Annotated in this window: 15 protein-coding genes and 1 pseudogene; 3 read left to right on the top strand and 13 right to left on the bottom strand. The window is 45.5% G+C overall.

Features of this window, described 5'->3' with window-relative positions; translation table 11 throughout:
• Positions 1-26: 26 nt before the first annotated feature.
• The 3 genes from AB4Z50_RS04550 to AB4Z50_RS04540 form a co-directional block, all read right to left on the bottom strand.
• Positions 27-2099: a CopD family protein gene (locus tag AB4Z50_RS04550; protein WP_441876236.1), complete on the bottom strand. Its 2073-nt coding sequence runs from the start codon at positions 2097-2099 to the stop codon at positions 27-29.
• Positions 2100-2108: 9 nt separating this feature from the next.
• Entirely contained in the window at positions 2109-3170 is a 1062-nt protein-coding gene (locus tag AB4Z50_RS04545; RefSeq protein WP_441876233.1) for a DUF4198 domain-containing protein, read from the bottom strand.
• A 164-nt stretch (positions 3171-3334) separates the two neighbouring features.
• Positions 3335-4966: a hypothetical protein gene (locus AB4Z50_RS04540; RefSeq protein WP_441876230.1), complete on the bottom strand. Its 1632-nt coding sequence runs from the start codon at positions 4964-4966 to the stop codon at positions 3335-3337.
• Between the two features lie 213 nt (positions 4967-5179).
• Here AB4Z50_RS04540 and AB4Z50_RS04535 point away from each other — a divergent pair, with 213 nt between their 5' ends.
• A complete protein-coding gene (locus AB4Z50_RS04535) occupies positions 5180-6094 on the top strand; it encodes an amidoligase family protein (RefSeq protein ID WP_441876227.1) in 915 nt (304 codons plus the stop codon).
• A gap of 40 nt (positions 6095-6134) precedes the next feature.
• On the opposite strand, the gene AB4Z50_RS04530 is transcribed toward AB4Z50_RS04535, so the two are convergent.
• Positions 6135-6515 (bottom strand): DUF2809 domain-containing protein, encoded by a 381-nt coding sequence (locus AB4Z50_RS04530; RefSeq protein ID WP_441876224.1) that lies wholly within the window; start codon positions 6513-6515, stop codon positions 6135-6137.
• 7 nt (positions 6516-6522) lie between these two features.
• Positions 6523-7362 (bottom strand): hypothetical protein, encoded by an 840-nt coding sequence (locus AB4Z50_RS04525; protein ID WP_441876221.1) that lies wholly within the window; start codon positions 7360-7362, stop codon positions 6523-6525.
• Between AB4Z50_RS04525 and AB4Z50_RS04520 the strand changes: the two genes are divergently transcribed.
• Positions 7361-7528 carry a hypothetical protein gene (locus tag AB4Z50_RS04520; RefSeq protein ID WP_441876218.1) on the top strand — a complete coding sequence of 56 codons (168 nt, stop codon included), beginning with the start codon at positions 7361-7363 and terminating at the stop codon, positions 7526-7528. The two genes, AB4Z50_RS04525 and AB4Z50_RS04520, sit on opposite strands and share 2 nt — an antisense overlap.
• A 9-nt stretch (positions 7529-7537) precedes the next feature.
• Here the strand turns inward: AB4Z50_RS04520 and nadE are convergent, their stop codons facing one another.
• From nadE to AB4Z50_RS04485, 7 genes are all read right to left on the bottom strand, one after another.
• Positions 7538-8347, bottom strand: a complete 810-nt coding sequence (nadE, locus tag AB4Z50_RS04515; RefSeq protein ID WP_339204629.1) for an ammonia-dependent NAD(+) synthetase — start codon at positions 8345-8347, stop codon at positions 7538-7540.
• Between the two features lie 14 nt (positions 8348-8361).
• The gene (locus tag AB4Z50_RS04510; RefSeq protein WP_076268955.1) at positions 8362-8796 is read right to left on the bottom strand and encodes a BrxA/BrxB family bacilliredoxin; all 435 of its coding nucleotides are present in this window, start codon (positions 8794-8796) and stop codon (positions 8362-8364) included.
• A 102-nt stretch (positions 8797-8898) separates the two neighbouring features.
• The gene (locus AB4Z50_RS04505) at positions 8899-9276 is read right to left on the bottom strand and encodes a DUF3905 domain-containing protein (protein ID WP_441876213.1); all 378 of its coding nucleotides are present in this window, start codon (positions 9274-9276) and stop codon (positions 8899-8901) included.
• 15 nt (positions 9277-9291) lie between these two features.
• The gene (locus tag AB4Z50_RS04500) at positions 9292-9432 is read right to left on the bottom strand and encodes a hypothetical protein (protein WP_441876210.1); all 141 of its coding nucleotides are present in this window, start codon (positions 9430-9432) and stop codon (positions 9292-9294) included.
• A gap of 81 nt (positions 9433-9513) precedes the next feature.
• Positions 9514-9966, bottom strand: a complete 453-nt coding sequence (locus AB4Z50_RS04495; protein WP_441876871.1) for a GNAT family N-acetyltransferase — start codon at positions 9964-9966, stop codon at positions 9514-9516.
• Between the two features lie 24 nt (positions 9967-9990).
• Positions 9991-11676 carry an ATP-binding protein gene (locus AB4Z50_RS04490; RefSeq protein WP_441876207.1) on the bottom strand — a complete coding sequence of 562 codons (1686 nt, stop codon included), beginning with the start codon at positions 11674-11676 and terminating at the stop codon, positions 9991-9993.
• A 111-nt stretch (positions 11677-11787) separates the two neighbouring features.
• On the bottom strand, positions 11788-12624 hold the full coding sequence (locus tag AB4Z50_RS04485) for an alpha/beta hydrolase (protein WP_441876204.1): 837 nt from the start codon (positions 12622-12624) through the stop codon (positions 11788-11790).
• Between the two features lie 62 nt (positions 12625-12686).
• On the opposite strand from AB4Z50_RS04485, the gene AB4Z50_RS04480 reads away from it, so the two are divergent.
• The gene (locus AB4Z50_RS04480) at positions 12687-13796 is read left to right on the top strand and encodes an NAD(P)/FAD-dependent oxidoreductase (protein ID WP_441876201.1); all 1110 of its coding nucleotides are present in this window, start codon (positions 12687-12689) and stop codon (positions 13794-13796) included.
• A gap of 38 nt (positions 13797-13834) precedes the next feature.
• On the opposite strand, the pseudogene AB4Z50_RS04475 reads toward AB4Z50_RS04480, so the two are convergent.
• A pseudogene (locus AB4Z50_RS04475) lies at positions 13835-14786 on the bottom strand (IS3 family transposase); the annotation flags it as partial.

Genomic DNA, 14786 nt, shown 5'->3' with positions numbered 1-14786 from the left:
CTTTCCCTCTTATTTTGCAGTAACAACTATTCCGTTAGAGAGTCGCCTATCGCTCGCTCATAATGGAAATTGTTTCCTTTCTCGTCTTTTACATCAACTGTAATTAACCCTTTTTTCTGATCATCGATAAACTCACCTGATGAACGATACGTATATTTCGTAAAGCCTGGAAATTCAAACATCTCTTCCCCCATCGGCTGCAATTCCAGCGGAATTACAATTTTGTTTCCTTGCTCGGTTTCCTTTTCCGCTTCCGCTTGATTCGAGTCTATCTTAACAGCTACTTCCGCGGATAAAGGCGTTCCCTGATCTTCAGGAAGCCACAAATCAAGGCGTACAGCCTGATCCCCAGTCTGATCATTCTCCGAAATACGCAAACTCATATGCGCCTGCTCACCCATCACATGCCAATAAATCGGTTCAGCCAGCTTTGACTCCACGCGTGCTTCCGGCGGAGAAGTTGTCGACAACCAGCCTGCCAGCACGAATAGAGCAACAGCAAGCAGCATCTCAATTCGGATGCCAACTAGCAAACCTCTTGCGGCGCTCGCTTTCGCGATTTGCGGCATGAATACGAGCTTATGAAGTGCTGCAATGACGACGACAAGCAGCATGAGAATGGTTTTGGCGAGGATTAGCTTGCCATACGCTGTAGTGAGCAATTGTCCCCATTCTGAGAGCCTAGCAGCCGAAAGCCATATTCCGCTAATCAAAATAACGATCATGCTTGGCAGCGCCCACTTTGCGAAACGCACAGCCGCTTGGTTCAAGAGCTCCACAGCATTTCTATGGAAAGTTAATGACAGCAAACCCGCAAGGCCACCAAACCATATTGCGGCAGCAGACATATGGACCGTATGGGTCACTATTCCAAATACGACATCGGTTAAAGCAGCATTCGCATGGCCTGTGAGCGGGAAGCTCACTATCAATGCCGCTGCAGCTATCCATTTAATCATATTCGCCCATCGTCTCTCCCGAATAGGGGCAAATGCGAGAAGAAGTGCGATTAAAGCAAGCCCAACTCTTAATGTCGCTATCTTTCCAATCATTGTTCCATTAGCTAGTGCATAGATGGATACACCGCCGAATTGGTCTGCAAGCATCGACAAGCGAAGCAATCCGGAAACCAGCCAAATAAGCGCCGCGGCTCCCATCACTAGTCTCTCGGCTCGGACGGAGAAACCAAACGGTGCCTTAGATTCATCATCTCTCCAGATGACATATCGGAAAAACAATATTCCAGCGAGAATAACAGCCGTCAAAATATCGAGTATGCGCATCAGCACCATGAAGCCTTGGCCACCCGTATGATCGTGCTCGGCCTCTCCAGCGCCACTGTCGCCGCTGTGATTGCTATGGCTGCTGTGATCATTAGCCGTATCCTGTTCGATCTGCGGAGCAGCATTATCATCTTCCACAGCATCCGCATCAACATCTTTTGTATTTGTATTTGTATTTGTATCCGGCTCTGCTGTCTCCACCTCTTCACTGCTTGAAATCGTGGGAGACGGGGTAGCTGCCGTCCCTTCACTGACTTCTATAGCAGTCGGAGTGGGCGATGCAGATGGCGTAGGCGTTATATCCGGCTTCTTTGTAGGCTTAGGTTTAATTGTGGGCTCTGGACTCTTTGTAATTACTGGTTTGTCAGTCACTTTTGTTTCATTTCCAGAGCTGTTCCCTGTATTACCAGCAGAAGCACCGTCCAGTGAAACCGTATCATCCGGTTTCACAGCCTCAAGCTTCACGCCTACCGCAAATTTAAAGGAACCGTCTGTTATATGAGAATCAAGCGATAACACCTGCCAGCTTACTTCATAAATGCCCTTATCCAGCTTAGGAATGGTATAAACAAGCGTAAGATCATCATCACTGCTTAACTTGCCAGTAATGTCAGTGCCGCTACTGCTTTTTAGTGAAATATTACTTAGCTTCGTATCGATTTTCTCTGTAAATTTTATTCGAATGGCAGGCGGAGCTTCCGCCAGCTCCGCATCCCCATAAGGTGTCGATTGCGCAATATAGGCATGCGCCGAGACGAAGCTCGGCAGGCATGCCCATATTATTACTATTGCAAATATCAATCTTATTTTTTTCATCTGCAATCCTTATTTCGTATAAATGGCGACAGCTGCTTGATTACCGCCTACGGCAGGGAAGTATTCAACAGAAGCACCAGCTGCCTCAGCTGCGGAACGAAGGGTTACAGCACCTGTGCCTTTATATGCTGCGTCTACGTATTGCTTAATGAACGCTGCATCTACTTTCGTCGTACCGTTTGAAACGGTCAAACTGCTTACAGCTACTACGTTTCCGTTTACGTAAATTTGTGGTTTAGCAGACACGGCGCTGCCTGGGAGCTTCACTGATTTATTTTGAACCGTGAAAGTCATTGTAGCTTCGTAATTTGTTGCGCTGTATTCGCCTTCCTTAGCTTCCGTAGTGCTTGGCTTCGCACGTACTAAGTAATAATCGGCAGCACCCGTCGTAAATGAAACCACGCCCTTATCATCGGTCTTCAGCTCCACTGCTTCAGAATTGCTGCGACGAATAATATCAACGGCTGTATTAGTAAGCGGTTTGCCCTTTAGAAGCAGCTCAATCGACACTTTTTCACCCGGTGTAACTGCAGCAGGATTGAACAAAGGGATGAGCTCCGCTCGATCCGGGCTTACTTCCTTAGAGAAACCTGTAAGTGCTTTAACCCGATCAATAACAGGAATATCGCTAATCGCTACGAATGATTTGGCACTGCGCAGCGTACGAGTAGCAGCGTCTGCACCTTTGTACACGCTGTCTGCTTCGGTTGATATAATATACGCGCCTGGAACATTTGATTTAAATGACGCAACAAAGTAATTATTTAGCGCTGGCGTTGTTTCCGTAGCTGGCTCTCCAGTGTAGAAACGAGTGCCTGTAATATCTGACTTCTGCCCTGCCGGCGTAGTCACATATACTTTTGAAGTGCTGCCCCACTGCCCTTCCAACCGATAGCTCTTGTGCTCGTTGGAGTGGTTTCCATACATAAGCTCAACATAGGAAACTTGACCAGGCGCTACGATTGGTGCACTCGTCTGAGACCAACCGTCATGCGCAAATACTGGAGCCGCCGCTCCTAGAGTCAACATAGCTGCCAGTGCGACTCCTGCGATTTTTTTCTTAAGCTTCATAAAAATACCCCCATCGATTTGGATTCACTGTCCAAATTGTATCAATGGGGGAGCTGCATCACATGACTCGTTAGAGCTATATAGTGGTGAACGATATGTGAATCATGACTATGCAATTATGGAAAGTGTAGCTTTCCTTCCGTCTGAAACGATACGCAACTCGTTTAAGTTCTATATTCACTAAAATCAACTGAAAGGCCATTGATTAATTTCTCACTGCTGCCTTCTCCATCAACATTTAGCTCAAGTACGCTCTTATCATGGCTCATATACTTCACACTAAGCCTTTCCTCAGCAGACCAAGCTGGCCTATTGTTTTTTGCCTGTTCCACAAATTCTTCATAGCTGCTTATGCCATTCTTCAACGCATCGTTATGGCTGATTACTTCGACAATTACGCCGTTTTCCGAACCTTTGCTCGTCACGATAGAGCGATCCGAACGTTGTTCCAGCTCATAAGGCTGCATGACATAAACCGCCAAAAACACATTCTCTGTCTGACCAACAAGCATGCCCGGCTCTTGCTGCCAATCCATACATGGCAATAACCCGATAATCGTATTGTCTTTGTCTGGAGGAATCGGATATAGAGCCATTATTGTGTTTTTGTAATAAAGAACTTCCGTAAACTCGGTTTGATGCCGCAAATCTTCAACCGCATTCGCCTCTGCCGGATGGAAGAAGTAGAGTTGATTCACGCCGTTTTGCAGTCCCAATGGCAAAGAAATATCCCAGCGATGCTGCTCATTGTCAAACTCCGAGAATCGCTCCCACATTCCGCCCGCTGCAAAATCCGATGTAATGTAGGCATAGCTGTGAAGCATGCTTGCTCCTTCATCCGTTAGCTTCGTAATCGCCTTTTTCACCTCAGTTGGCTCACTATGATTAAGCGCTGTACGACGAGCTGTTTCAGGCGCCTCGTAAAATAAAAATCCTGCATACTCCGTCCGCGGCATTTGCTCTGGAAGCTCGAAATCACCGAATTGCACATAATCATGCAGAACGTTGCTATCAAGCGGCATGTCATGCTTCTGACCGCGGCAATGAGCACCGACAAAGGCGCCTTTCAAATAGAATGCAGCTCGCTCATTCCAGAGAAAATCAAGCACATCGGCGAGTTCTTGTTTAATGGCTGCGTCCTTTATTTCGTACCAAGCACAAGTGAATGCCTGCACCCAATGCCAGAACCAAGGCAAGCTGTTGTATTCGGACATGCCATACTTGCGAATATGGGCTAATGTAAGCTGAAGATTGCTGCGACCATCCTCCAGCAAATCAGCATCGGCAAACATTTGTCCAAAAATCAGCTTTGCAGCTGTATATTTTGCATCGTGATGACCAAATACATTTTTATGATGGTAGAAGCCGCTTCGATAAATATGGATAAGGGCAGTATCAAATGCTTGGATTAGCTGTTCGTTAAAAAACGTCCTATAGCGTCTCGCAAAAAATGCCATCAAGCTCCCCATCAGCTCTACGGGCAACGTATTTGGCTTGGAGTCCTTCGGAACATCCTCTAGTCTAAGCGGCCAATGTCCATAAGTATCGCTTTCTACATCCTGATCTTGCAGCGCAAGCACCTCTAGAAGCACAGATTCCGCAGTTCGTTTAGCAGCCTCTCTCTCAAACGGCAGTTGTTCTGAGTTATCAACTGCAGCTGCAAGCAAATAGGAAGCATAATAAAAGTTATCGCGTAAATCGTGGTGGAACCATAAACCGCTGCTTAATAATGGCTGGTTATGGGCTGCAATTGCTATTTTTTGAATAATCTCTTTTTGCTTAGCTGTAAAGCTCATTATACGAATCTCCTCAATTTACCTTTTTTCTTCTAATCATATATAATTTGAATAATAAGAGATACCTCTTCATTATTTTTTTAGTTCAAAACTACAATCATTTTTTCGAATAAGGAGGACATTTTATGTTCAGAAAAAAAATCCCTCGTTAATCTCGTGGTCCGCCTCGACTCCTCTCTTTACATGATGAAGCTTATATAAATGGAGAGGATGATGGCAATGTGGCCAAAAATCGTTGATTGGAAAGAGCTGCGCTTTGGCGTGGAAATTGAGTTTGTAGGCGGAAATCCAGAAAGCTTGGAGCTGCTGCCTGGTTGGGTTATTTCTTTGGATGAGCGGCAAATTGATGCACAAGGTATGGAATCAGGCAGTGAGCTTAAGCCGCCTCCGATCTTGTGGGAAGACCGTGAGCAAATTCAGATCATGTTAAACAGGCTGAGGGAACAAGGAGCAACAGCCAATTGGAGCTGCGGACTCCATGTTCATATTGGTCTCGAACCATGGGGAGAAGATGCTGTCCTCCCGCTTATAGACGCCGCACTGGAATATCAACAAACGATTCAAGCGCTATTGAATACGAGCGAGCACCGACTGCTGTTCTGCCCGCCCGTTACTCCAGACATGCGTGAGAGCTATATTGCAAATCCAAGCGATGAAGCCGTTCTCCATGTAGGACGTCCGCAATCTCATCGTTGTGGAATAAACACAGCGGCTTGGTTTGATATAGGCACGGTGGAAATTCGTTATGCAAATGGCTCAGTGAATGATGAAGAAATTCTCCGTACCATTGAGCTGTGCTTGCGATTCGTAGCAGCGATAGGTGCCGGCCGTAAGCTTTCAACCGATCCCCTAAAAATGGCTCTTGAACTTGATTTACCTATTGATGGTTATCCTTCTGATTTACCACCGCCACAATGGTATCAAGAAAGGTGCTGGCTGGAGGAAGCTCTCATTCCCATCTTGACGCCGCTGGCAGCCGAACTTGTACCGGGTGGAGAAATTCATCATATCGTACCTGTTCAAGATGGTATTATGGTTGCTATTGAGAAATCTGGAGAACACCTATTTAAATTTGTGCTAAAGCCTGCTGCCCAGAGCTGGACAGTTGTACGTCAAGTTGAATCATAAATCAAAAACCCTTCCGCCGCGTTTCGGTGGAAGGGTCTTCTTACTTTTTAAAAATAAAATATCGATCAACAATTATGGCAAACATAACGCCTACGCTGTACCTGATCAAATCCACGGTCAAAAAACCGCTCCCGAGCACTAAAGCTCCAATAAACGTCCTGCGAATCTCATTAATCCAATCCGCCTGGTAGAGCTGACTAAACTCGATGCCAAAACAAAAGATGAGGCTAGCGCCAGCAGCCCAAAACAAGTTTTTGTGCACCCCTATGGTACGGAAGCCATAATAAATCATGCATGCCCAAAGCGCATCGCCAAAATGCTCTGCAACAAACCCAGGCAGCGAATCTGCAAAGCTCCTTGAGCTGTAGCCAAGCACCATCGTTATAACAACCGCAATCGCGTATCGTATTCTCGGTTTCATTTGATAATCACCTGCTTAAACGATTTTGCAGATCGATTTGGATTTGGCTGTGGATCTTGTCCCAGTCCAAGCTGCTTTTATTAAACAGCATTTTATCGATCGGCAACTCGTTTAGTATCGCTAATTCATAAGTCTTTCGCAGCTCAAGCACCTCGAGAAGACCTTGAGTTCCCTTGAGCTCTTTACTTTTGCCGTAGCCCTGCTCCGTGTAATACCAAGTAATAAAGTTTAGCCATTCTGTTGGCCGTTCAGCAATTATTGCAGGAAATGCATGTTTAAAGTCATCCTGATACAAATAGAGCAATACCGGATTCAGCTGCTTAATCAAGCGATTCAGTTCATGAATATAGGTCGATATTTCAACCTCGGAACAATTGTCTCGTACAAGCATGACGGTTAACGGATTTTGCAAAAAACAGCATTCCATTATGTACACTTCATCCCCGTTAATAGCCTGTCTCGAAAAATCGCTCCACTTTTCAATAATGAGCTGCTGATGCCTCTCCAAAGGGAGGTTATATACATCATAATCCCCGAAATATTCACTATTAATCGAATCTGTTTCCTTTAGCAGCTTCCCGTAATATACGATATATCCGTCCGCCTTAGCCTCGGAATGCTTAATGATTAACTGCTGTTGCTCCGTATATTTTTGCAGCATTTGCTTATATTGTTCTTCTGTAAAATAAGCCGCGGAATCATAATCGGCTGGGTGCTCCAAATCCCCCTCCAAAAACAAGCGATTGGCAATATTCTGTTCATCTAATAGCTGCTTCACAAAACGTGCCGTACTCGTTTTCCCTGATCCGGGCAATCCTTCAACAAGGATTAACTTCGTATTATTCATGGCATTCAGCTCCTTTCACAACTACTATATTCTATCTTCCAGCCGTTTCTCCTCCATCATTGGCGTCCGCTTAGCTAATCAAATGCTGCTCCACTGCAACAAAAAAAGACTGTCCCCTGCCGAATTCTCGGTTCAAGGGACAGTCTTTTTACTGCTCGAAGCTTAAAGCAGCTCATTAAATACCCGGAATCGGGGAGCGCTTATGCTCGGTTTTCAAATATTGCTTTTCAAGCTTCTCGCGAGCCTCGTCGCTAATGGACTTGCCTTCGAGATAGTCGCTGTTATCACCATAAGTGATGCCTAGCTCGCCCTCGTCGGTTTGTCCGTCCCATAGGCCTGCCGTTGGCGCTTTGTCGAGCACGCTTTGCGGTACGCCGATATGGGAGGCCAGCTCACGAACCTGCCGTTTATTAAGCGTACTAAGCGGAGTAACATCAACCGCTCCGTCGCCCCATTTCGTGTAAAAGCCTGTAATCGCTTCAGATGCATGATCTGTACCAACGACTAACAGATTAAGGTCGAATGCAAGCGCGTATTGCATAACCATCCGCGTTCTCGCTTTCACGTTGCCTTTGCCGCCGCGGCTCAAATGACGCGGAATGCCTAACGACTTAAAGCTATGCTCCACTTCAATCGCGATTTCATCCACAGCTTCTTCAATATTCGTCTCCGCGCGGTGCTTTAGCTGGAACGCTTCCGCTACTGCATAACTATCCGCAATATCGGATTGCTCGCCATAAGGCTGAAATACGCCAAGCGTCATATACTCGCGGCCTGTTTCAGCGCTAAGCTCATCTGTTGCCCGCTTGCAAAGACCCGCTGCGACTGCGCTGTCAATTCCGCCGCTAATCGCAATAAGCAAACCCGTTGTTCCCGAGTTCGTTACGTATTCCTTCAAGAAATCAACCCGTTTGCGAATTTCCTGTTCCGGATCGATTTGCGGCTTAACGCCAAGTCTTTGAATAATGGATTGTTGTAAGCTCATAGTTACCTTCCTAATTAGCGGCAAAACCGATCGAAAGCGTCTGTCAGATCGGCTGCAATGTCCGATGCGGAACGATTTTCGATCTGGTGGCGCTCGATAAAGTGTACTAGCTCTCCATCCTTCAACAAAGCGATTGAAGGGGAAGATGGCGGATATGGAGCGAAAAACTCACGAGCTTTTGCTGTTGCTTCTTTATCTTGTCCTGCAAATACAGTGTATAAATGATCAGGAGTAATATCGTGTTGAAGCGCATCAGCCACGCCTGGACGACATTGGCCTGCTGCACATCCGCAAACGGAATTGATAACAACAAGCGCCGTACCTTTTGCATTTGGCAATTTTTCTTCTACTTCTTCAGGTGTGCGAAGCTCCTGAATACCAATTCGAGTAAGATCGTCTCTCATAGGCTGCACCATATCTAACATGTATCGTTCGAATGACATCGACATCGAAACACACTCCTTTAATTACTTTATTTTAGCTACTATTATACCTTCCGTAGTCAAAATAAAGCAACCGGAGCGCTCGCACTCCGGCTGTTCTTTTTCAGCTTAAACAGGAGCGTCTTTCGGCTTGTCCAAACCAAATGCCGCATTTTTGTCAGGATGAGTAAATATTCCTCCTTGCGGCTGAAGGCCCTCCTCAAAAATATCTCGATTTTCAGCGGTTAGAAAACCTACATCCTTAAAAGGATGCACCCATTCATCGCCAGCCATTACAGCTGGATCTGTTTCCTCGCTCCACTGCGACAATGGTGAATCCGGAGACTCATATTCATGATCGCCTATAACGATGCCGTGTGAGTTCACAAACGGCGCACGGCTTCCTCGCCCTTCGCGAAACTGAGGCAGAAATTCGATTTCAAAAGGATCTAAAGCGGGATCATCTTTAAGCATTTCATCTTCATTCTTGTGCTCATGATCTGGCATATGAACACCTCCGCACTAAATTGAAGGACGATTAGGTCCATCAAGCTTTTTGTCAAAACCAGCGGATTCGGGTGATTTGCTGTCAGCAGCCGTATTATTTTTAGCCTGCTTTGCTTGCTCAGCCGAACGACCTTTTACCTCATTATGCTGCGTCATTGTGAGCGCTCCTCTCGTCATAAAATGTAACCGCAATTGCCGGTTATCTTTCAGAGGTAGTATGCGCAGCTGGCGCTTTCCTTATAAATCCTGAGATAAACGAACCATATCAACAACCTGTATTCCGTTCTCATAAATCGCTTCCGGATAATGTCTAACAAAGAAGTCTCGGTCAATACTCGTCATTCGAAAGCCGCATTTCTGATACAATGCAAGCTGGGTGACCCCTGAATTGCCCGTTCCAATTTCAATCGTTTTGTAGCCTAGAAGCTTTGCATATGAAATCGCATAAAGTACCATTTGCTTTCCAAGCCCTTGGCCTTGCTTTGACTCGGCTACTGCTACATTTACGATCTCGATCGTCTCGGGCCTTGTTGGCAGCAGTACAAATACTGCAATAATTTCATTGCTTATAACACCTACAAAAACTTCCCCGCGTTTTATGTATTCTTCTACGAGCTTAATCGAAGGATCAGCTAACAAGAGCAGTTCCATTGGGGGTTGTTCGTTTGCTAACAACTTACGTATTTCCATTTCCACTCTAATATGCTCCTTCATTCAACTCGCGCGTTCCTCCGGCACTGTGAAAGTAACGATAAACGCTGTACCTTCACCTTCCTTCGACTCAACGTCAATCCGGCCATTATGGCGCTCAGCGATGCTTAGGCATAACGGCAGGCCAAGCCCTGTTCCTTGCGTCTTCGTCGAGAAAAAAGGCTCGAACAAATGCTGCATTTGCTCTGGAGGTATACCGACACCCTGATCGGCAATCCGCAGCTCAATTTTATTTCCATTATTACGAGTACTAATATGTAATGAGCCCTTATTACCCATAGCTTCCATTCCGTTACGGGCAATATTAAGAAATAGCTGCTTAATTTCTCTGTCGTTCATCATAATTAAAGGTATATCTTCGCAAAGGCTCACTTCAATAGATTGGCCTCGCAAATTCGCATCCGCACTAAGCAGCGGTATAAGTTCATTAACAACATCATGCAGGGAAGTCAGCTCCATGGCTAATTCCCTATTTTGAGCAAGCGATAGAAAATCACTAATAATCATATTCGCACGATCCAGCTCATCGATCACAATCTGAAAGTATTCCTCTTGATTTTTTGGACTGCGCTCCTGAATCAATTGGACAAAGCCGCGAATAACCGCCATCGGATTGCGTATTTCATGAGTGATGCTTGCAGCCATTTGACCTATCAGGCTTAATCGTTCCATTCGCCCAACCTCACTCTGAAGTTGACGAAGCTCCGTTACATCCTGAACGATAAGTGATGCGCCTGCATTTTCAGCATTAACCGATGTACGCATCGAAATCGTCGACAAGAGCAGCATTTTATCGCCGCTAACGTACGGAACGAGTGTGTTCTTCCTGCCGTTTAACGCCTGAGAAAGCAGCTTTATGCAAACATCGCCATGTCCGTCTTGAAAAATAAGCGGGAAGGAGGCGCCAAGCAAGTCCTTCACTTCCGAATCCTTTGAAGGCAGACTGAGAACTGTTTTGGCTATATCATTAAAATGTGTGATTTTGCCTTCACGATCAACAATGACTACCCCAAAAGAAGTCTCATCTATAAATTGCTGAAGCTTCTCCACTTCATTGCTATAATTAACCGACATTCGTTTCACTTCATCATAGAGCTGCTGCTTCTCCTTAACATTTTCGATCATAAAGATAGAGAGCCAGGTTGCCATTAATGATGCACAAACAGAGATCAACTGCACATAAATCATCACATCCGACCACCAAATACCATTAAATAACATAATTCCAGTAACGGAAATAATGTAGTATAGGATCAAAATGGACATGATCACTAAGCCCCTGCGTTTTTTCTGTTCTTTGCCTAAAACAGAGTTACGCTGGAAAGATGGAATCGCATACAACATCAGCGGAACAAAACCAATGACAAAAATGATAAAGTTAATGACTTCCAAGCTGCCTTCGAGCATAGATACTCTTACTGCAATGTAGATGACGGTTAAGACGGCTAATGTTGGCACGCCTCCGTAGAGAGATCCTATTACATAAGGAATGAGACGAAAATCGACTTCATAACCTAATAAATCAGGAGCAGTCACCATACACAATACCATCGATCCACCGCAAAAAAGGCTCATAAAAATAGGTATTCCCTTCCATCTTTGGTCTTTGTCATACCAAAGCTGAAAGGCGAAAACAGGCAATAAGGACACAATGAATTGTAAGAGCAATTCCTTTAACACAGACGTCACGTCCGATCCCCCTACTACGCTCTGAATCTATTCCATATTATGTTTTTTACGTGAAATAGCTTACTATTTGAAACAATCTATTAATCCGATTAAAACATAAAATACATCTATTTACAATTGTTCTTCCAGCCAAGAAACTAGCTCTTGAACAGCCTCTTTCCCCTCCACGTCATTGTGCAACTCATGATACCCGCCATCCCAGCGTCTAAAATAACATTGGTCTCCGATTCGCTCAGCAACAAGCGCGCTTGCTTCAAAGGATGTTACGCGATCAGAAGTGCCGTGCATAAGCAGTAGTGGAACCTGCAGGCTGGATGCATGAGCGATCGCCCACTCGCCGGCAGCGGTAATCTCCATATAGGTTTGGAGAGTAATTTTGGTATGACATAACGGATCTTCCACGATTGGCGCAGCAAGGTCATAGCCAGGACGAAATAAATCGGCAGGATTTAAGCCTGTAGATTGGTGCATCTTCGGGACAACCGCTGCCAATTTGCGTCCAAACCACTCCACAGCTGGATGCGGTTTGAATGCAAGCCGAAGCCAAGGGCTTGTCAGTATGAGTCCACGAATTGGAGGCTGAAGTCGCAGCACACAATTAAGCGCTACATTGCCGCCCATACTGTGGCCGTATAAGAAGATCGGCGTTCCCGGGTGCCGTTTGCCAGCCTCTTCAATCATAAGCGCTGCATCGCTTACAGCTGCTCCAAGTGAATGCAGATGCCCCCGTTTGCCTGAAGAGCGGCCATGGCCTTGCTGATCCAGCGCTATAAGTACAAAGCCAGCAGCAGTAAGCTGAGCAGCTACATGTCCATAACGATCGCCATGCTCCCCCATCCCGTGTACGAGACAGACGACAGCTTTTGTCGCTCTCGTTTCTGACGTCCATTCCCGCAAAAATATTTGCGACCCCTTAGCACCAGTTATGACCCATTCATCTCGCAGCATTCAAACGCCGCCTTTCTTTTGTGGTATTATAATACTACTAATAATATAGCAGGTGGAAAGCAATGCAATATGATGCAATTGTAATTGGTGGAGGCTCCGCAGGACTAATGGCGGGTATTGCTGCAAGCAAGGAAGGCGCTAAAGTGCTTCTCCTAGACAAAGGCGATAAATTAGGACGCAAACTCGGCATATCCGGCGGCGGCCGATGCAATGTAACGAATAATAAAGAACTGGATGAGCTGATCAAGCATATTCCCGGTAATGGGCGTTTTCTTCACAGTACATTCTCCAATTTCAATAACAAGGATATTATCGCCTTTTTTGAAAACCTTGGCATTGCTTTAAAGGAAGAGGATAACGGGCGCATGTTCCCCGTATCAGATAGAGCTAAAACGGTGGTAGATACGCTTGTTAACCAGGTACGCAAACAAGGTGTCAAAATCATACTGAACGCTCCTGTCGATCATATCATGTATGACAATGGAAGGGTCACAGGCGTGCGTACAAAAGCTGGTGAAACATTCCGTGCTCGCAGTGTCATTGTAGCTTCCGGCGGCAAGTCCGTGCCCCAAACCGGCTCAACTGGCGACGGTTATGCATGGGCAGAAAAAGCCGGGCATACGATAACTGAGCTTTTTCCAACTGAGGTTCCGCTTACGTCAAATGAGCCCTTCATTGTAAGCAAGGAGCTGCAAGGGCTATCTCTGAGAGACGTTGCACTGTCGGTTTGGAACCCGAAAGGGAAGCAGATTATTGAGCATCAAGGCGATATGCTATTTACGCATTTCGGTATTTCCGGACCGATTGTGCTAAGATGCAGTCAATTTGTAGTGAAAGCTCTTAAGCAATTTAAGACGGGCAATATTGAGGTTGCGATTGACTTAGTGCCTGATAAAAGCAAAGACGAGGTCTATAAGGAAACGCTAAGACTTTCCGAGCTTGAACCGAAAAAAACGATTAAAAATGTCCTTAAAGGTTATTTGCCGGAAAAAATGATACCCATCTTGCTTCAAAAGGCAGGTTTGCCGGATAGCCTTACTTATGACAATATTCCAAAACAGGACTGGATAGCCCTTTCGCTGCTGATCAAACATTTTCCGATTAGAGTGTATGGCTCTTTATCCATTGAAGATGCTTTCGTAACCGGCGGAGGCATTCAATTAAGGGACTGACCCCCATTTGTGAGACAGGGATCAAAACACCTTCAAGTTTAAACGGCCAGTCGCCTGTAATCAATCGGCGACTGGTTCTTTAGTTTCGTTTGAATACGAATTGCGTTATAGTAAGTGATGTAGTCTCGAACGGTCTGTTCAACGATTGCAGTCGTTGTATGGGTCAACCCTTCGAGGTAGAACGTTTCAGACTTTAGTGTGGAATGAAACGATTCAATGGGGGCATTATCAGCGGGCGTTCCCTTGCGGGACATGCTCATGGTAATGCCTTTTCCTTTTACAGCTTCCTGATACCCATGGGACGTGTAGACGCTGCCCTGATCGCTATGGAGAATCGCACCAGGCACAGCTGGCAATTGATTAAGTGTATCCAGGACAAAGTCCGTATCTTGCGTATCGGATAGACTGCTAGCTACGATCTCTCCGTTATATAAATCGAGGATGCTCGATAGGTACATCATTTTTCCRCCGAATGGTAAATACGTAATATCCGTGACGAGTTTATGCATCGGTGCTTCAGCTTGAAATTGCCGCTTTAAYAGGTACTCAGCTACATAAGCAGGCTGCCCTGTATGCTTTCGTTTCTTGACTCTGACTCGACATTGAAGCTGCTCACATTGCATGATTCGTTGTACGCGCTTGTGATTAATCTTGTGCTTTTTTCGAAGCAGTGCAGTAATCTTTCGGTATCCGTAACGGAATTTATGCTCAGTGCAGAGTTCTCGAATCTCTTCAACCATGCTRTCCAATGGCCGAGTTTYGTTTTTTGCTCTCCATCGGTAATAGGTAGCACGTGGCACACCCAGCCATGCACAAGCTTTGGTGATCGTAACTTCCCCGTGAATCAACTCAACCTGTTCAACTATGATTTTTGGTGACAACTCCTTTCCATTTCCTTGTACTTTTTTAGCACATCTATTTGTTGCTTTAAGAACCGATTCTCCGCCTTTATTTGCTCCAGTTCCGAGGTAAACTCAGGTCCTTTACCAT

The organism is Paenibacillus sp. 2TAB26, from assembly GCF_052115145.1.
GTDB lineage: Bacteria > Bacillota > Bacilli > Paenibacillales > Paenibacillaceae > Pristimantibacillus.
Note: the sequence above shows the minus strand (reverse complement) of the source record. Positions and strands in the feature narration are given on the sequence as shown.